Raw genomic sequence first — 18,080 nt, 5'->3', positions numbered from 1 at the left:
GATTCGCTTTTGTTTTACCTTTTACAGCGCAATTAGAAGTATAAACCTAAAAATGGACTAAACTTTTAAATTTGGCATCAGGTTTAAGAAAGCCTGCGCATTGGCGGCATATTTCTTTTTGTCGAGTTTGAAATAAAATGCTCCTTTTTTCGAACCCGTTCTATCTTTTTCGGCCAGTTTAATCAGCAATCCTGTTGAAGTAATCTTCCTGCTGAAATTCCTGGTGTCAATTTTAGTATCGTTTACTTCTTCAAAAAGGATATGTAATTGCGGAATGGTAAATTTTTTAGGTAACATTTCGAACAAAATAGGATGGAGGGCTGCTTTGTACCTCAGCTTTTTCCGTGCATCTGCAACCATCTGGTTATGATCAAAAATAAGTTTGGGCCTTTCGTTAATCAAAAACCATTCTGCCTCATAATCGTCGTTTAATTGTGCTTCATATTTATGAATATCAATTAGGGCAAAATAACCAACTGAAAGCGTGCGCTCTATCGGATCGCGCTTTGGCTCCCCGTAAATCTGCATCTGCTCCAGGTAAACACCTTCTAATCCCGTCATTTTTTTTAGCACCCTGTTTGCGGCATCATCCGGACTTTCGTCAGCCCCAACAAAACCGCCCATCAAACTCCATTTATTTATTTCGGGCTCTAAACCCCGTTTAACCAATAGAATTTTAAGGTGCTCGCCATCAAATCCAAATACGATACAATCAACAGCAACAAGGTAATGCGGCTGTCCCGAATATTCAATCATTTTTTTTCAGAGGTTTTAATGGCTTAATATGTTCAATTTTTCACGAATATAAAAATTATTATTAATTGTCGTTTTGACAATTAATAATAATTTTATAATTTGGCAGCTTAGATCGGTGAAGTAAAGTAGCTTCCTTTTTCTAACCAATTGAAAATATAAGATGAACCAGACATTCGAACTCGACAATAATCCGCACACCAGGTTAAATATATTAACCGGAGAATGGGTTTTAGTTTCACCCCACCGTACTAAAAGGCCCTGGCAGGGTAAGGTTGAAGAGGTAACACCAGATAACCGCCCTGAATACGATCCTAAATGTTATTTATGCCCCGGCAATGGCAGGGCAGATGGCGATACCAACCCGGATTATACCGAAAGTTTTGTTTTTAACAACGATTTTGCCGCTTTGCTGGAAGATACTCCTGCCGGTAATATGAACGAAAACGATTTATTGGTAGCCAATAATCAGCGCGGACTTTGCAAAGTCATCAGTTTTAGTCCAAAACATAACCTTACCCTTCCTGAAATGAGTGTAGAAGCCATCACGGCCGTGGTTAATGTTTGGCAGGACGAATTTAACAGCCTGGCCGAAAACGACTGGATTAAATACATTCAGATTTTTGAAAACAAAGGTGAAATCATGGGTTGCAGCAATCCGCATCCTCATGGCCAGATCTGGTCGCAGGGTGATATTCCTTTAGAAATTGCCAAAGAAACCGAGCGTCAGAAAACTTATTATGCCATCCACAGAAGAAGTTTATTGGCCGATTATTTAAAACTGGAATTGAAAAAAAATGAACGTATCGTATTTGAAAACGATCATTTTGTGGTGTTGGTTCCTTTCTGGGCAGTTTGGCCTTACGAAACCATGATCGTCAGTAAACGACATGTAAACAGCATTAAATTGTTTAGCGAAGCGGAAAAGAAATCGTTGGCTGAGGCTATTAAAGTGTTAACAACCAAATACGATAACCTCTTCGAAACTTCGTTTCCGTACTCAGCAGGGATGCACCAAACACCTGTAAATAATGGTTATTATCCTGAATGGCACTGGCACATGCATTTTTATCCACCCTTGCTACGTTCGGCAACAGTTAAAAAATTCATGGTGGGTTACGAGATGCTGGCCAATCCTCAGCGCGATATTACACCTGAATTTGCCGCAAACCGTTTAAAGGAAATGTCGGCAATACACTATAAAAACAGCAAAAGCGAAGACTAAAATTTTGATCATGAATCCACAACATTTAAAAAATACATTTAAAAAACTTTTCAATGCCGAGCCGCTTTTAGTCCGCTCACCTGGAAGGATCAACATTATCGGCGAGCATACCGATTACAATGGTGGTTTTGTAATGCCCGCTGCTATTGATAAGGCCATTTACGTAGCCATAGCTAAAAGAGCGGATGATGAGATTCATTTATTTTCAGAAAGCTACCAGCAATTTGATTTTTCATCTGTTAAAAACCTGAAAAAATCAGAAAACAGCTGGGCCAATTATATTTTAGGCGTAGCCGACCAATTAAAGGAAAGAGGTTATAAACTTGGTGGTTTTAATTTTTATATTGATGGCGATGTGCCCTTGGGCGCTGGTTTATCATCTTCAGCTGCGGTAGAGTGTGCCACAGGTTTTGCACTCGACCAGCTTTTCTCCCTTTCTGTTCCTCAAATGGATATTGCCTTAATTGCACAAAAGGCTGAGCAAACATTTGCCGGTGTTAATTGTGGCATTATGGATCAGTTTGCCTCTGTATTTGGGAAAAAAGACCAGGCCATCATGCTCGATTGCAGATCAATGGAGTATAATTATATTCCTTTAAAACTGGATGGCTATAAACTGTTGCTTTTAAATACCAATGTAAAGCACGCACTGGCCGATTCGGCCTACAATAAAAGGAGGGCGCAGTGTGAGCAGGGCGTTGCCTGGGTAAAGGCATACCATCCAGAAGTAAACACCCTGCGTGATGTGGATTTAAACATGCTTGAAACTTACGTTAAGCCAAAAGATGCAGAAGTGTATAATAAATGCCGTTTCGTGGTAGAAGAAATCAGCCGGTTGTTAAGCGCAGCAGCGCAATTAAAAGATGGTAACCTGGAGGCCTTGGGGAAATTGATGTTTGAAACACATGAAGGTTTAAGCAAAGATTATGAAGTAAGTTGTAAAGAACTTGATTTCTTAGTTGAAGCCGTTAAACCGCTTGATTTCGTTTTAGGAGGTAGAATGATGGGTGGTGGTTTTGGTGGTTGCACCATCAATATCGTTAAAGAAGAAAAAATTGCCGATCTCGTTGAAGAACTTTCCTCAAAATATTTACTGGAGTTTGGATTAAAGCTAGACAGCTATACTGTACAAACCGATAACGGAACCAGTATATACAATTAAATAAAATTACCTCAGGATACTAACCAAGATAAATCAATGAAGAACAATTTATTAGACACGAAGGATTACATTGTATTTGCAATTTACTTCGTTATTGTAGCGGCTTATGGGCTCTATATTTACAACAAGAAAAAATCAGAATCAACAGGTTCTAAAGATTATTTTCTTGCTGAAGGCTCTTTAACCTGGTGGGCCATAGGTGCATCATTAATTGCCTCAAATATTTCTGCTGAGCAATTTATCGGGATGAGCGGCTCTGGTTTTAAAATGGGTTTGGCCATTGCAACCTACGAATGGATGGGGGCGGCAACCTTAGTGGTAGTAGCGGTTTTCTTTATCCCGGTTTATTTAAAAAATAAAATTGCCACCATGCCGCAATTCCTGCACCAGCGGTATAATGGTACCGTAGCTATGATTATGGCGGTATTCTGGTTGTTGTTGTACGTAGTGGTTAATTTAACATCAATACTTTATTTAGGAGCTTTGGCGGTAAGTAGTATTTCAGGTTTCGATCTGCGTTTCTGTATGTATGCCATTGCCATTTTTGCCATTATCATTACTCTTGGCGGGATGAAAGTAATTGGATATACTGATGTAATCCAAGTATTTTTCCTAATTCTGGGCGGTTTAGCAACTACATATTTAGCTTTAAACCTGGTTTCTACCCATTACGGTACAAGCGGCGTTTTTGAGGGTTATAGCTTAATGACTTCAAAAGCCTCTGAGCATTTCCATATGATTTTAAAGCCTGATAATGAAAATTACATCGATTTACCTGGTTTAAGTGTATTGGTAGGTGGAATGTGGATTGTAAATTTGAACTATTGGGGTTGTAACCAATACATCACTCAACGTGCCTTAGGCGCTAATTTAGAAACCGCCCGTGGAGGGATTCTTTTCGCAGCTTTTTTAAAATTATTAATGCCGATTATCGTGGTATTACCTGGTATTGCAGCTTACGTTTTATATAAAGACGGTGCTTTCCAGTCTGAAATGATCCAGGGTGGGTCGGTAAACCCTGATCGTGCGTATCCGGTATTATTAAACTTGCTTCCTGCAGGCTTAAAAGGGCTTTCTTTTGCTGCGTTAACCGCTGCGGTTGTGGCTTCATTAGCAGGTAAAGCAAATAGTATTGCAACCATTTTTACCCTGGATATTTATAAAAAAGTATTAAATGTTGATGCCTCTGAGAAAAACCTGGTAACAACAGGTAAAATTTCAATTGTTGTGGCCATGATCCTTGGGGTGGTAATTGCACCATTTCTGGGGATTGATAAAAAAGGTGGGTTTCAATACATTCAGGAATATACCGGTTTTGTATCACCTGGTATTTTTGCCATGTTTATCCTTGGTTTCTTTTGGAAAAGAACAACTTCAGGTGCTGCTTTATTTGCTACCATTGGTGGCTTTGGCCTGTCGATTTTACTTAAATTCTTACCTAACCTTACCGATCTTTCGTGGTTATCCGGAATGGGGTTCTCTGTAAAAAATGCGGCAGGGGTTTATGAAATTCCATTTTTAGATCGTATGGGCTTTGTATTTGTATTTTGTATTGCCGGTATGGTCATCATCAGTTTATTAAGTAATAAAGCTAAGGCAGAAGCAAAAGGGCTTGCCATTGATGCTAAAATGTTCAAAACATCAACCAGTTTTGCTGTTGGTGCATTATTAATTATTGGATTATTGGTTGCGCTTTACAGCGTATATTGGTAATTCAATAATCTTTTGCTTTGACAATCTTCTGTGTAGCATGCCGGTAAGATTGTCAAAGTTTTTTAACCACCTTAATTTCTTAATGATAAATGAAATTAGTCCGAAAGTCAGGTGTCCGAGGTCCGAAGTTTAGGGTGTAAAAACCCAGCTCTGTGTGCTCTGTGATCTTTTCTCTGTGAACTCGGTGGTTATATGGCGGAAAATGGAATTAGTCCGAAAGTCAGGTGTCCGAGGTCCGAAGTTCAGGGGGTAAAAAAACCAGCTCTGTGTGCTCTGAGATCTTTTCTCTGTGAACTCGGTGGTTAAATAGTAGAAAATAGAATTAATTAACCATTCAGCTTTGCGAATTTCTTTCTGCGCCCTTTGCGGTTAAAAATACAAAACTATCCTTCATCCTCCGTAGCCAATTTCTTTACCAGCCATGGTAGAGTAAGTCCTTGCCCGATAAGCGTAAAAAGTACCACCACTACAGCTATAAAAATGATAGCATTGCGCTGCGGAAAAGCACTTCCATCTGCTAAAGTTGCCGGCAGTCCAATCGCAATTGCCAATGACACAATCCCCCTCATGCCCGACCAGCTGATAATCAAGCTGTTTTTAAAATCTAACAGTGCATCTTCAGTAATCCTGTGTTTACCTTTCTGAAAAGCCTTCTGTAGGTTCGATCGCTGTAAAAAAACACGCGCCATTCTCAGCAATAAAGCCACTATGGTAATCACAAACGAATAACCAATATAAGGCAAAATATCAGCGCTGTTAATGTTTTTATATACATATGGAAACTGTAGTCCGATTAAAATAAAAATCAATCCGTTTAATAAAAAGATTACAATATCCCAGATGTTTTTCGATTGGTTTTTAAGTCTTTCCGGAAATACCTGGTGGCTAAACCTCGAAATGCCCAAACCCAACATCACTACCGCAATTACACCAGAAACATGTATTTGCTCGGCAATTAAATACGTAACAAAAGGCATCAGTAACATAAAACTAATGGTAGCCAATGGATTATCCTGAATTTTTTTAAGAATAAAAGCTAAAATCCTCGACATTACCATGCCCACGAGGAAACCTCCGGCCATTAAAACGGCAAAATCTAACGATGCTTTCCAAAACACAAAAGCAGTTCCGGTTACAGCAGCTACAGCGAAACGATAGGCTACTAGCGCAGAAGCATCATTAACCAAACTCTCGCCCTCTAAAATGGTATTGGTTTTATGCGATAAACCCAATCCTTTAGTAATACTCATGGCAGCAACCGCATCGGTAGCAGAAAGAATTGCACCCAATACAAAAGAGATGGGCCAGCTCATCCCGGGAATCATATAATGAGCCACCACCGCAATACCTATAGCAGTAATAAAAACAAGCGATATTGCTAGGGTGAGTATGGTATTAATATTGGTTTTAAACTGTTTGAAAGAGATATTAAAAGCAGCATCATAAAGCAGTGGAGGTAAAAAAATCAGAAAAATTATCTCCGGATTAATATCAATCGGTGGCAAAGAAGGTATAAACCCAACGGCTATACCTGCAATAATTAATAAAACAGGATAGGGAATTTTAATGTGGTCGGCAATTGACGATAAACCGATCATTACCGCTAAAATGAATATTACAATAGCATAATTTTCCATATTTGTTTATGTCGATTGTTTTAAATGAGTATCAGAACAAAAGCCACAAAATATAGGTTTGCCATCAGATTACAAAGTTTATCCTTAAAATAATCCAGATAAAAAGAAATTTTTAAAGCATAATAAGCAGCTGAGAATCGTTATTGCAAAGCAAATTAGATTTTAAAACAAAAATTACCGCTGTAACCTCGGTCTCTTACTTTTAAAAGGCTGATTGGTTTTTGGTTTAGGCGCTTTGGAAGTATCTTCTTCTGATATCTTTACCGTAATCACATTGCCCTTAAAAGTTTCGTCATTTAAGGTCGATACAATGTTTTTGGCATCAGGCAAACTGTATATTTCTAAAAAAGCATAACCCTTACACTTGCCCGTAGCCCTGTCGCGCACAATTTTAATTGTTTCTACCCTGCCGTGAAGACTAACCAGTATTGCCAAATCCATTTCTTGGATGTTGTCGGGAAGGCCGCCTATAAAAATCTTAACCATTAATTCAGTATTTGAGAGAACGTCCGGCAAATTCGATCTTGAACCCAGAGCTGTTCTTTTAGACCTGCAAAATAAGCAAAATGATGTTCTTACCCAAACAATTAAAAGAATTTTGCCACATTTTTAATATTAATTTGCGAAGTGCTGATATATGTGTTGATGTTGACCTGTAGAAAATGTAAATTCGCTTTCTAATCATCAAAAAAGGTTAAATATGAGCATCCAAAGGTTAAAATCTTTATTCCTGGCCGCATTACTGCTATTCAGTTTCCAATTTTTGCAAGCTAAAATTTTATTACCGTCTGTTTTTAGTAACAACATGGTTTTGCAGCAAAAAACAAGCGCTGCCATTTGGGGCAAAGCCACTGCAGGTAAAGCCGTTAAAATTACGGTTTCATGGAATAAAATTAATTATGGCGCCATTGCAGATGCAACTGGCAGTTGGAAAATTAAAGTTGCAACACCAGGTTATGGCGGGCCATATACCATCACCATTTCTGATGGGGAGTTATTGGTACTGAGTAATGTTCTCATCGGCGATGTATGGATTTGTTCCGGCCAGTCAAACATGGAAATGCCACTCGCCGGATGGGGCAAAATCAACAATTATGAAAAGGAAATTGCCGATGCTAAATTTCCAGAGATCCGTATATTACAGGCTGAACATATTACCAGTAATCTTCCGCTCAGCGATGCCAAAGTAAGCAACGATGGCTGGCAGGAATGTAGCCCGAAATATATTGCAGAATTTTCTTCAACAGCTTATTTCTTTGCCCGCGAAGTCTATCAAAAAACAAAAATTCCAATCGGTTTGATCCACACTTCATGGGGAGGAACCATTGCAGAAGCCTGGACAAGCGCCGAATCACTCAAAAAAATGACCGATTTTTCTGCTGCAGTTGATAAAATTCAGCAGGCTGCTAAAAATCCTTCAACAGCTTCTTATGATGAAAAATTACAGAACTGGGTTAAAATGACCACCGAAAAAGATTCTGCTTATCAAACAAGCAAAGCTGGGTGGGCTACAGCAGAAACTGCCGGCTGGAAAAGCATGACTTTACCAACTTTGTGGGAAGATGCCACACTTAAAAACTTCGACGGTATTGTGTGGTTCAGCAAAAAAGTTACGGTTCCTGAAAATTGGAAAATGAATGGTGTAAAACTTAACCTGGGTACCATAGATGATAACGATATTACTTATGTAAATGGCGTAAAGGTTGGCGAAACCGTTGGTTATAACGTTGGCAGATCTTATGCTATACCAACAGATTTACTTAAACCAGGCGAAAATATCATCACTGTGCGTGTTTTTGACAGCGGTGGTGGCGGGGGCATTTATGGCGAGGCCAAAGATTTAAATTTAAACAATAATGCCGCAGAGAAAATTTCGCTTACCGGCGACTGGAAATATAAAGTTGGATTGAATTTTAATAAAATCGGTGCAAAACCTTACGAAGAAAGTGGTCCTAACCGCGCTACAGTTTTATACAATGCCATGATTCATCCTTTTATCCAGTTCTCTATCAAAGGAGCCATTTGGTATCAGGGAGAAAGCAATGCCGATAGGGCGTATCAATACCGTGAGTTATTCCCGGTAATGATTAAAGATTGGCGCCAAAAATGGGGGCAGGGCGATTTTCCATTCTATTTTGTACAGCTGGCCAATTTTATGCAGGTAGATAATACCCCGGTTGAATCGGCCTGGGCAGAACTTAGAGAAGCCCAGCAAAAAACACTGGCTTTACCTAATACCGGTATGGCTACCATTATAGATATAGGCGATGCCAAAGATATCCATCCCAAAAATAAACAGGAAGTAGGAAAAAGGCTGGGATTAATTGCGCTGGCTAAAACTTATGGCCAAAAAAATAATTATTCAGGTCCGGTTTATCAATCGGCTAAGGTTGAAGGAAAACAGATTCGTTTAACATTTGGCAATACCGAAAATGGATTAAAAGCCTCAAAGGGAGAAATACTTACTGGTTTTGCCATTGCTGGCGCAGATAAGAAATTTCATTGGGCAAAGGCCGCTATCCAGGGTAACCAGGTTATTGTTAGTAGCGATGAGGTCGCAAATCCTATTGCTGTGCGCTATGCCTGGGGCAATAATCCTGTTGCCAATCTGGTTACTAACGATGGTCTTCCGGCATCACCATTCAGAACTGATACCTGGCAAGGCATTACTTTCGGAAAAAAATAATTTTTATTAACACCTTTTCTAATGGAAGGGTTGTATAATACATATAGATTTGTCATCCCGTGATTGTATGCCATAAATGGTCGTTCCTCTTCGCAATGACAGCCACTCTATAAGAGGCTATCAGTAACAGATTTAGAAAATCGATCGTCATTCCCACGCAGGCCTATCGTGTGGACACATCTTTTTTAAATTTTTGTGGCGTTATGCTAGCTTGCTTTGAAATAACCCGGCCCTAACCGAAGAACTCCGTCAATCCCAAGTGGCGGAAGGATCAAAAAAACAGTTTCACAATAAGAGAACTTGCGCTACCAAACCTGAAACGCAGTGGTTTTGTGAAAATATCACTCAAACTTTCATTGAGCAGAAACGAGCAAAACAATTGCCGCTTGTTTTTTTGATGAGCGTGGGATGGTGAGAAGCCACATTGCCGGATTGACAAAGCGCTTTGGGTAATTGGCGCCCCAAAATGCGCAGCATTCTTGAGCACCATTAAAAACAACATTAACTGTGAAAAACTACCTTGCAGCCGCGGCATAGAGCGGGAAAAGAATCTTTATAATTAATTGTGTCCACACGATAGGCGCAGGCGGGAACCACGAAGTGCTCAGCGAAGCTAATCTTAATGCAACCTGCAAACCCTAGCAAGGCATTACGGTTCCCAATCAAGTTGGGAATGACGAAACTACAAATGCTATCATCAATACTCCGATGCATTTGAAAAATTGATTCTATCGGTTGGTGTCTCACCGACCGAAAATGTAAAAACTTCGACTTTGCCAATATTTCTAATAAAATGGTCGTCAAAAGCCTTCTCGCAATCAGTATCTACAGCAGGCTATCGGCATAATAAAAATCACCTATCACCTATAATTTTTACATATCAAATTATGCTTCAGGGTGACCATGCTTTCTTAATGATTTAATGTAAATATTTGATTGTTAGTCTGTTGTTTGGTGTTTATCGATATTTACTAAATCGTTTTATTATTCGTTCATATTTGTTAGTTTTATAAAAATAAAGATCTAACCAATAATCCCTTTATGAAGAGAATAGTAACGCCAATTTGTTTCTTGGTTTCCAGTTTAGCGATCCAAAATTTACAAGCCCAAAGTTTAACCGAATTTAATAAATCACCATTAAAACAACAGGTTTATGTGCAGTTGCCACTTGGCAGCATCAAAGCTAAAGGATGGTTATTAAAACAGCTAGAGCAACAACGCGATGGGGCAACAGGAATGGCAGAAGAGCTGTATCCTGAAAAAGATAACCTGGGCAAAAATACCGATTGGCTTGGTGGAGATGGAAATGGATGGGAGCGTGTACCTTATTACGTTAAAGGTTTAGTGGCTTTAGCCTATACGTTGGATGATGCCCCACTTAAAGCTAAGGCACAAAAATACATCGACTGGACATTAAATAATCAACAACCTAATGGCTTATTTGGTCCTCCAAAAATGAAAGACTGGTGGCCACGCATGCCCATGATGTACGCTTTGCAAAGTTATTTCGAAGCTACAAACGATAAAAGAGTAATTCCGTTCCTTTCCAAATACTTTAAATATGAACTGGCCAATCTCGATGCCGATCCTTTAAAAGAGTGGGGCAAATCAAGAGCTGCCGACAATATGGAAATTGCGATCTGGCTCTACAACAAAACAGGAGATCAGGACTTGTTAAAACTGGTCGAAAAATTAAAACAACAAGCCTATCCATGGATTGATATCTACACCAATAACGGATTTTATTTTTACGGCGATGATTTTCAACCAAAGCACATGGTTAATGTGGCCCAGGCCTTAAAATTTCCTGTCGTTTATGCACAGCTGAATGATCAGCCTGCCAATCTCGACGCACTTCAAAAAGGAATTCAGCACATTATGCACGATCATGGTCAGCCGGAAGGTTTAGGGTCCGGAACGGAATTTCTTGCAGGCACCAGCAGTATAGAAGGGGTAGAAACCTGCACCGTGGTAGAGTGGATGCAAAGTTTAGAAACTGCTGCTAAAGTAATCCACGAGGCTAAAATTGGCGATCAGCTTGAAAAAGTGGCATTTAATGCCTTGCCCGCTCAATTTAGCAGGGATTTTAAAAACCATTCTTACTATACTCTGCCTAATCAGGTACAGAGTGTACATGGCGAGCATGGTTTTAATCAGGATTATGGTTCTGGCATTGTTTCAAGTCCATATTCGGGTTATGGTTGTTGCCGCTATAATATGCACATGGGTTGGCCTTATTTCGTAAAAAGCAGTGCAGTGGCTACGCCAGATCATGGTATTGCCATAATTACTTATGGGCCCATGGAAATAGAAACTTTTGTAGCCGGAAACAAAAAGATAAAAATTACCGAAGAAACCAATTATCCTTTCGAAGAGCAGATTAAATTAAAAATAGAAATTGCAGCTTCAGCTTCGTTCCCATTGATATTGAGAATTCCGTCCTGGAGTATTAAACCAACGGTAAAATTAAATGGAGAGGTGTTGAATGATGTAAAAACAGGAGCAATGTTTAAGATCACCCGTGAATGGAAAAATAACGATCAATTGGAGCTTAACTTCCCGATGCAGATCGCTACCCAGAGCCAGGTAAACAATTCAGTAAGCATAACACGCGGGCCTATTGTTTACGCATTGGAGATTGAAGCCGAAAATAAAGTTACCAAAACACATCCGGTTGCTGGTTTTACCGATTATGAAATCCGTCCTGCATCACCTTGGAATTATGGTTTGTCCCTAGGTAAAGGGAATTTAAACAGTATTGTGAAAGTCGTAAAATCTGCCATGCCTCAAAATCCTTTTATTGCAGCACAATCTCCTGTAAAATTGAAAATTCAGGGTAGAAAGATCCCGTCATGGGGTTTAGGATATAATAAAGTAACGGCTTTTGATGTACCTTTCAGTCCGGTCGCTTCAACAGAAAAGGAGGAAGAAATAACATTAGTGCCTTATGGATCAGAAAATATCAGGTTAAGTTGTTTTCCTGTAATAGGGCAGCCTAAAAAAACAAATAAAAGTCTTGTCGAAAACTTTGACAAAGGAATGGCTGCCGATTGGGTTTTTTACGGAGGCGGCTGGTTCTGGAAAGAAGGACAAATTAATTCAGCCTCAAACGCTGGTTCTGGTGGTTATGGCATCAATGGCGCTAAATATGTTGCCAATGGAACCGATTTTAAAGATTTCACTTATCAGGCCGATGTAAAAATTAATACGGCTGGCGATGCAGGTTTAATGTTCAGGGTATCCAATCCTGCAATCGGACCTGATGCTTACGAAGGTTATTACGTAGGCCTTAACCAGGTTGACGGAACTGTGTTGTTGGGCAAAGCAAGCGATCAAAAATGGATGGTTTTAAGTTCAGCAAAATATCCTGTTGAAATGAACAAAATGTACACCATAAAAATTGTTGCAAGAGGAGATAAATTTGATATTTTTATAAACGGATCAGCAAAAGCCATTCTTTCTGTAACAGATAGCCAATATCAATCTGGTAGCATAGGATTAAGGGCATATAAAGCACTCGCCAGCTTCGATTCAGTAAAGATTAACGCTTTTTAACATCAGTTAAAGCAGGTATTAAACTTTACGGCAGGAAATTTGTTAACCCATTAGCAATAAAAAAAATAAAATTATGAAATTTTACAGATCAATCCCTATAATGCTCTTTGGTCTTGCGCTTGCCACCGGTTGTGTAAGCAATAAAAAGTATACTGAACTGCAGGATACTTATGCAAAACTGAGAGAAAGAAACCAGGAACTAAGCAATAAATACCAGGATAGCCAACGCGAACTGAGCGGAAGCACCAGCCGGGTAAAAAGTTTAGAAGAACAGATTTCATCCGAAAGGGCTAACGTTACTGCCTTACAAGATGCCCTGAACAAATGTTTAAACTCAAGTAACCAGGGTAATGTTAATATTTCAAAGCTGGTTGATGAAATTAACAGTTCAAACAAATACATTAAACAACTGGTAAATGCCAAAAATAAAAGTGATTCACTTAACATGGTGTTAACCAATAATTTAACCCGATCTTTAAGCCGGGAAGAACTTGGTGATGTTGATGTGCAGGTACTTAAAGGTGTAGTTTACATTTCGTTGGCTGATAACATGTTGTATAAATCAGGCAGTTACGAAGTTTCTGATAAAGCTGGCGAAACCTTAAGTAAAATTGCTAAAATCATCAAAGATTACGATACCTACGATGTATTGATTGAAGGTAATACCGATAACGTGCCGATTACGCAAACCAATATCCGTAACAACTGGGATTTAAGTGCTTTACGTGCTTCATCAGTGGTGCAGGTGCTTCAAACCAAATACGCCGTTGATCCTAAGCGTTTAACAGCAGGTGGCCGTGGCGAGTATAACCCGATTGCAGATAATACAACTGCTGGTGGGAAAACCAAAAACAGACGTACACAAATTATCATTACGCCTAAGTTAGATCAGTTTATGGATCTGATTGGAAAAGCGCCTGAACAGTCGCAAAAATAAAAATATTATAACAATGGTGTTAAAGGCCGGAATTAATTTTTCGGCCTTTTTTTTATTTGTGATGATTTTCCGCTCTTAGCTGGCGTTTTAAAATATATCCCGATAACTATAATTCTATGACGGTTTTAGTTATTTATAAATGTATATTTGATTATATCAGTAATCTAATTACTATTCTTTTCTCTCACTGATGTACCATTACGGTATTCTCTAATCTTTTTATTTAGAAGAGTATTTCTTATTCCAGTCACCGAATTGTTTATGCAATGATGATTGGTCTTATTCAAATATAAATAATTAAGATTCATGAGTAGGGACAAAAAGAAAGAGGCCAGTGTAAACAAAAAAGCACCCTCAGATTATCAGTCGGGAAAAGGTAAATCAGCAAAAACTGAAATTGATCTATTCGCCAAAAAAACAGGTAAAAATGGCCAATAACGATCAAAAAGTTCAGGCAAAGGTTTTTTTGTACGAACTGAACAATACCCGGCACGAATATGGTTTTACCGTAAATGAAGAGTGGACACTAGATTTGGCAACGAATGCGCAAAGAAAGGATCTGGAGAATAAATTTTATCCCATTTTATCATTAACTGTGGTACCAGAAAATATTATGGGCATGCTTGATCTTTTAGAAGGACAGCTTGGAAATGCGGTTAGCCATATCAAAAATAGCCTTGAAAATAAGAAAATTTCAAAAGAGAATACCAATTTATTGGCTTATTGTGTTGCCAGATTGAAACATTAGCAATCATAGCAGATAAAAGGTAAAGTGCTTTAAAACAATGTTGTTAATTTAAAATATAAGTATTGTCAACCTGAGCCTTCTATTAAAAGCAGAAGGCCCAGGTTGACAATTTTTTCTGTTTTCTCCTTAATTTCATTATGTGACGTGTAAATGAAACCACTCTATTTATAAGGAAATCAACATTTATTCGGCTGCTGCCTCCTCATTTATAAAACTTTCGGCAACCTTTGTTAAAGCAATATCGGTCGCTTTTTCATTCTCTAATGTTTTTGCTAACAAATCAGCAACTTCATTATGTCCCATGTTTTCAGCAAAAACTTTTAAAGTTCCGTAGGTCGCAATTTCATAGTGTTCTACTTTTTGTGCTGCCAAAATTAATCCTGCATCGCGGATCATGGTACCTTTGTCGGTTTCTTCAATAATACCATTTGCTTCTTCCAGTAAACCTGCCATCGCATCACATTTTTTAGCCACTGCTTTCTCATCCAGCAATGAAAAAATCTTTTCTAATGTTTCAATATGGGTTTCAGTTTCTGCCGTATGTTTATCAAAAGCATCGGCAAGTTCGTTACTTGTTGCTGCTTTTTTCATTTTAGGTAAAGCTTTTACAAGGTGTTTCTCCGCCCAATAAATGTCTTTCAACTCATCAACAAAAAACTTATGGAATTCTGAATTTTCCATTTTACCCGTTTTGTTGTTAGCTGTTGTTTTTAATCCTACCGGTGATGTAGTTTTTTTAACTGTTTTTGTTGTAGTTGCCATAGGTGTAATTCTTTATTTTGTACATAAAGAACCATCCCTTTAAACAAAAGGTTTAAACAATCTCAAAAACATTAAACAAATTTTGATTTTAGCAAAATCAGGAAATACTGATCGTTTTCTTCTGTTGGTTTAAATAAGCCGTAATTTGATTTAGTGTAATACACCTGGTAGCCCTTACAGCCGATTTTAATACCTCCGAACTTACTCCTAGTCGGTTTGCCCAATAGTTACGGTCGGTTTCTTCAGATAATAGAATGATTTCTTCTTTATTGCCTGTGGTTGGATGGAGATTTTTCATAGATGGATGATTGATTCATAGTAACAATTACAAGCTCGTTTTGTTTGATGAAAATAATGTTTTTTATTTGAAATAACAAGCTGTAAAGCAGTGTGTTGAGTGGTTTTGCCTTGGGCGACTATATTTTTTATCCCTTTATCATGGTAAAATCAAACCTTCTTTAATGCCAAAATGAATGTTTTCAAATGTTTAACGAATAACTAAAAACTTTTTTTTGCAGAAATGATCATTATAAATGATTAGCTACTATAAATTAGATATATTACCTTAAAGAATTAAAAGAAAACGTTTTAGTATAGCTTTTGGTTGTGCATATATTCGTTATTATGTATTTTTAATTATACGTTTTTTGCTTATAATTGTCGGATTTCTTTATAAATATTTATGACTGATAAAAGGAGGGGAGAGGTTATTCAGATCGATAATGAACAAGGCATTGGAATCATAATAGATGAAAATGGTCAGGATATTCATTATAGGCTAGACACGATACCCAATGATATTGAACTAAATTCGAAGGTAACCTTTGAGATACAATTAACTGCACAAGGCCTTTCGGCCATGAATATCGAAGTAGAAAATGAGAAAATTCTGGTCCGGTCTGTATAAATGGTAACGCTTATGATTAATCAGGAGTAGGCAGGCTGAAATAAAAAGTAGAACCTTCTCCGAATTTACTTTCTGCCCATATTCTTCCCTGGTGTCTTTCAACTACTTCGGCGCAGATATATAAGCCAACGCCAAAACCAGCAATGGTTTGCGTAACTGAACTCTCTACGCGGAAAAACCGGTCGAAAAGTTTTGGAATATCACTTTCCTTAATCCCGATCCCTTCATCTTCTACACTTACCACGAGTTCACCTTTTCCTTTTCTACATTTTATGGCAATTAATGACTCTTTTTTTGAGTATTTTGCTGCATTGCTGATCAGGTTGTTTACCACATTGCCGATTTTTTCCCGATCAGCATTTAAAATCTGCCCCTCTGAGCCAATTACCTGGATAAAATGACTTGGTAAAATTACCCTGTTTTCTTCCGCAATGGTTTTAATCAAATCTACCAGGTCGAAATCTGTTTTGTTTAATAAAATTTTGCCCGATTCCAATAAGGATACATTTAAAAACCCATCAATCATTAACGACATTCTTCTCAACTGGATATTAATTTTATCCAGCGTTTCTGTAATAAAATCGTTTTCAGTTTCCTTCAGTCTAAATTGTAAAAGCTGCACGTAAGCATTTAAAGCGGTCAGGGGTGTTTTAAGTTCGTGACTCACCATACCTATAAAATCATTTTTCCTGATTTCATCTTGTTTGTGCTCGGTAATATCCAAAACCGCACCAGCAATGTAAACACTCTTTCCTTCTTCGTTATAATAAGCTTTTCCTGCTGTTCTTAGCCATTTTGTTTTGGTTTTGCCTCCATTTAACTTAATCTGGTATTCAATATTAAATGCTTCTTTGTTATGTAGGGCTTTCCTGATGCTACTGGTCAGAAAAGTTAAATTATCCGGACTGATAAGTGATTTTGCTTCATCGAGGCTTAATTTATTGTTTTCCAGTTCATAAATCTGTTGCGCTCTTTCTGATAAAAGCACTTTTTTGCTTTCGATATCAATATTCCAGGAACCCATTTCCGAAGCATCCATGGCAATTTTCAGGATATCTTTTGCCTTGAGTAATTCTTTTTTAAAATTTACCTGTTCCGTAATATCTTTAATAATCACTAAAATGCTGGTTACCTCATTTTTATCATTTTTAAGGGGTTGATACATGGCTATAAAGTAACCATCGGCAATAGGTGTCGAAATCTTGTGTTCGTTTAATGTTAAAGGCTCGCCTGTTTTGAAAATATCCTTTACACGACTTAGGATTTGTCTTTGCAAACCAAGTTCCTGGCGGGATTCTTCCTGTGGGATACCAATAATTTCTTTTCTGGTTTTTCCCCAAAGCTTTAAAATGTTATCATTAGCATACTCAGTAACCAGTTCTTTGCCCCTTAAAACGCACATACCTAAAGGCGCTTGTTCAAAAAAGCCCCTAAATCTTGCTTCACTTTCAGAAAGTTCGAATAAAATATGCTCCAGGTCATTTTCATTAGTGGGAATCTCTTTAAGCGAACAAACAATGTATTCAACAGGGTTATGTCCCTGTATTACCGGAGAAAATTCCAGTTCCCATTTTACATTTGGCGAATTGGAATAAATAGGGTGAATGATTAAACTACCTGTAGTTTTAAATTCACTTATTTTATGTACTGTTTTAAAAAGTAAGTCTTTTTCTCGGTCAGATAACAGATTTGGGATGGCATCAATATCGTAAAATTTCAATTTCCCTCCAATGCGCTCTATTAAAGCCATATATGCATCATTATGCTCCACCACCACCAATACTGGCTTTATTTTAAAAACGATTATCGGTGATTTTGAATGTTTTAATATTGCTTTTAAGAATGAAGAGCTTAAATCGATCATAAAATTGAATTGACACTTTACCAAATATAATCTTTAAGGTGCTAATTGCCAATAGATTTACTATGAATGCATACTATTTATACTACAAAAATGTAGTTGACTGCGGGGGATGATGTAGTTTTTTGATATAA

General features: G+C 37.9%; 15 protein-coding genes. 9 read left to right on the top strand and 6 right to left on the bottom strand.

The window, feature by feature from the left end:
* Positions 1 to 57: 57 nt before the first annotated feature.
* Positions 58 to 756, bottom strand: a complete 699-nt coding sequence (locus R2R28_RS25365; protein WP_316828451.1) for an NUDIX hydrolase — start codon at positions 754 to 756, stop codon at positions 58 to 60.
* Positions 757 to 916: 160 nt separating this feature from the next.
* On the opposite strand from R2R28_RS25365, the gene R2R28_RS25360 reads away from it, so the two are divergent.
* From R2R28_RS25360 to R2R28_RS25350, 3 genes are read left to right on the top strand one after another with little or no spacing between them, the layout of a single operon-like run.
* Positions 917 to 1,978: a UDP-glucose--hexose-1-phosphate uridylyltransferase gene (locus R2R28_RS25360; protein ID WP_316828450.1), complete on the top strand. Its 1,062-nt coding sequence runs from the start codon at positions 917 to 919 to the stop codon at positions 1,976 to 1,978.
* 10 nt (positions 1,979 to 1,988) lie between these two features.
* Entirely contained in the window at positions 1,989 to 3,140 is a 1,152-nt protein-coding gene (locus R2R28_RS25355; protein WP_316828449.1) for a galactokinase, read from the top strand.
* A gap of 36 nt (positions 3,141 to 3,176) precedes the next feature.
* Complete coding sequence (locus R2R28_RS25350; protein ID WP_316828448.1) at positions 3,177 to 4,853, top strand: sodium/sugar symporter; 1,677 nt, start codon at positions 3,177 to 3,179, stop codon at positions 4,851 to 4,853.
* 383 nt (positions 4,854 to 5,236) lie between these two features.
* Here the strand turns inward: R2R28_RS25350 and R2R28_RS25345 are convergent, their stop codons facing one another.
* Both R2R28_RS25345 and R2R28_RS25340 read right to left on the bottom strand, forming a co-directional pair.
* Positions 5,237 to 6,490, bottom strand: a complete 1,254-nt coding sequence (locus R2R28_RS25345) for a Na+/H+ antiporter (RefSeq protein WP_316828447.1) — start codon at positions 6,488 to 6,490, stop codon at positions 5,237 to 5,239.
* A gap of 174 nt (positions 6,491 to 6,664) precedes the next feature.
* On the bottom strand, positions 6,665 to 6,976 hold the full coding sequence (locus R2R28_RS25340; protein WP_316828446.1) for an RNA-binding protein: 312 nt from the start codon (positions 6,974 to 6,976) through the stop codon (positions 6,665 to 6,667).
* 214 nt (positions 6,977 to 7,190) lie between these two features.
* Between R2R28_RS25340 and R2R28_RS25335 the strand changes: the two genes are divergently transcribed.
* The 5 genes from R2R28_RS25335 to R2R28_RS25315 all read left to right on the top strand — a co-directional run bounded on the left by R2R28_RS25335 (position 7,191) and on the right by R2R28_RS25315 (position 14,416).
* Positions 7,191 to 9,176, top strand: a complete 1,986-nt coding sequence (locus R2R28_RS25335; protein WP_316828445.1) for a sialate O-acetylesterase — start codon at positions 7,191 to 7,193, stop codon at positions 9,174 to 9,176.
* Between the two features lie 1,041 nt (positions 9,177 to 10,217).
* On the top strand, positions 10,218 to 12,731 hold the full coding sequence (locus R2R28_RS25330; protein ID WP_316828444.1) for a beta-L-arabinofuranosidase domain-containing protein: 2,514 nt from the start codon (positions 10,218 to 10,220) through the stop codon (positions 12,729 to 12,731).
* Positions 12,732 to 12,804: 73 nt separating this feature from the next.
* On the top strand, positions 12,805 to 13,668 hold the full coding sequence (locus R2R28_RS25325) for a flagellar motor protein MotB (protein ID WP_316828443.1): 864 nt from the start codon (positions 12,805 to 12,807) through the stop codon (positions 13,666 to 13,668).
* A gap of 306 nt (positions 13,669 to 13,974) precedes the next feature.
* The gene (locus R2R28_RS25320; RefSeq protein WP_316828442.1) at positions 13,975 to 14,106 is read left to right on the top strand and encodes a hypothetical protein; all 132 of its coding nucleotides are present in this window, start codon (positions 13,975 to 13,977) and stop codon (positions 14,104 to 14,106) included.
* On the top strand, positions 14,096 to 14,416 hold the full coding sequence (locus R2R28_RS25315) for a hypothetical protein (RefSeq protein WP_316828441.1): 321 nt from the start codon (positions 14,096 to 14,098) through the stop codon (positions 14,414 to 14,416). The genes R2R28_RS25320 and R2R28_RS25315 overlap by 11 nt, the downstream gene beginning before the upstream one ends.
* Positions 14,417 to 14,599: 183 nt before the next feature.
* On the opposite strand, the gene R2R28_RS25310 is transcribed toward R2R28_RS25315, so the two are convergent.
* Both R2R28_RS25310 and R2R28_RS25305 read right to left on the bottom strand, forming a co-directional pair.
* A complete protein-coding gene (locus R2R28_RS25310) occupies positions 14,600 to 15,178 on the bottom strand; it encodes a ferritin-like domain-containing protein (protein ID WP_316828440.1) in 579 nt (192 codons plus the stop codon).
* A 97-nt stretch (positions 15,179 to 15,275) separates the two neighbouring features.
* Positions 15,276 to 15,476 carry a DUF3606 domain-containing protein gene (locus tag R2R28_RS25305; protein ID WP_316828439.1) on the bottom strand — a complete coding sequence of 67 codons (201 nt, stop codon included), beginning with the start codon at positions 15,474 to 15,476 and terminating at the stop codon, positions 15,276 to 15,278.
* A gap of 384 nt (positions 15,477 to 15,860) precedes the next feature.
* Between R2R28_RS25305 and R2R28_RS25300 the strand changes: the two genes are divergently transcribed.
* A complete protein-coding gene (locus R2R28_RS25300) occupies positions 15,861 to 16,085 on the top strand; it encodes a hypothetical protein (RefSeq protein WP_316828438.1) in 225 nt (74 codons plus the stop codon).
* 16 nt (positions 16,086 to 16,101) lie between these two features.
* On the opposite strand, the gene R2R28_RS25295 is transcribed toward R2R28_RS25300, so the two are convergent.
* Positions 16,102 to 17,949 (bottom strand): ATP-binding protein, encoded by a 1,848-nt coding sequence (locus tag R2R28_RS25295; protein WP_316828437.1) that lies wholly within the window; start codon positions 17,947 to 17,949, stop codon positions 16,102 to 16,104.
* Positions 17,950 to 18,080 lie beyond the last annotated feature (131 nt).

This window comes from Pedobacter miscanthi, assembly GCF_032678605.1.
In the GTDB taxonomy this organism is placed as follows: Bacteria; Bacteroidota; Bacteroidia; order Sphingobacteriales; family Sphingobacteriaceae; genus Pedobacter; species Pedobacter miscanthi_A.
The sequence above is the reverse complement of the archived record's forward strand: the minus strand, read 5'-3'. Positions and strand labels throughout refer to the sequence as shown.

What these genes read in the sequence shown, in the direction of transcription:
- R2R28_RS25365 (WP_316828451.1), bottom strand. Translation starts at nt 756, where the DNA reads ATGATTGAATATTCGGGACAGCCGCATTACCTTGTTGCTGTTGATTGT.
- R2R28_RS25360 (WP_316828450.1), top strand. Translation starts at nt 917, where the DNA reads ATGAACCAGACATTCGAACTCGACAATAATCCGCACACCAGGTTAAAT.
- R2R28_RS25355 (WP_316828449.1), top strand. Translation starts at nt 1,989, where the DNA reads ATGAATCCACAACATTTAAAAAATACATTTAAAAAACTTTTCAATGCC.
- R2R28_RS25350 (WP_316828448.1), top strand. Translation starts at nt 3,177, where the DNA reads ATGAAGAACAATTTATTAGACACGAAGGATTACATTGTATTTGCAATT.
- R2R28_RS25345 (WP_316828447.1), bottom strand. Translation starts at nt 6,490, where the DNA reads ATGGAAAATTATGCTATTGTAATATTCATTTTAGCGGTAATGATCGGT.
- R2R28_RS25340 (WP_316828446.1), bottom strand. Translation starts at nt 6,976, where the DNA reads ATGGTTAAGATTTTTATAGGCGGCCTTCCCGACAACATCCAAGAAATG.
- R2R28_RS25335 (WP_316828445.1), top strand. Translation starts at nt 7,191, where the DNA reads ATGAGCATCCAAAGGTTAAAATCTTTATTCCTGGCCGCATTACTGCTA.
- R2R28_RS25330 (WP_316828444.1), top strand. Translation starts at nt 10,218, where the DNA reads ATGAAGAGAATAGTAACGCCAATTTGTTTCTTGGTTTCCAGTTTAGCG.
- R2R28_RS25325 (WP_316828443.1), top strand. Translation starts at nt 12,805, where the DNA reads ATGAAATTTTACAGATCAATCCCTATAATGCTCTTTGGTCTTGCGCTT.
- R2R28_RS25320 (WP_316828442.1), top strand. Translation starts at nt 13,975, where the DNA reads ATGAGTAGGGACAAAAAGAAAGAGGCCAGTGTAAACAAAAAAGCACCC.
- R2R28_RS25315 (WP_316828441.1), top strand. Translation starts at nt 14,096, where the DNA reads ATGGCCAATAACGATCAAAAAGTTCAGGCAAAGGTTTTTTTGTACGAA.
- R2R28_RS25310 (WP_316828440.1), bottom strand. Translation starts at nt 15,178, where the DNA reads ATGGCAACTACAACAAAAACAGTTAAAAAAACTACATCACCGGTAGGA.
- R2R28_RS25305 (WP_316828439.1), bottom strand. Translation starts at nt 15,476, where the DNA reads ATGAAAAATCTCCATCCAACCACAGGCAATAAAGAAGAAATCATTCTA.
- R2R28_RS25300 (WP_316828438.1), top strand. Translation starts at nt 15,861, where the DNA reads ATGACTGATAAAAGGAGGGGAGAGGTTATTCAGATCGATAATGAACAA.
- R2R28_RS25295 (WP_316828437.1), bottom strand. Translation starts at nt 17,949, where the DNA reads ATGATCGATTTAAGCTCTTCATTCTTAAAAGCAATATTAAAACATTCA.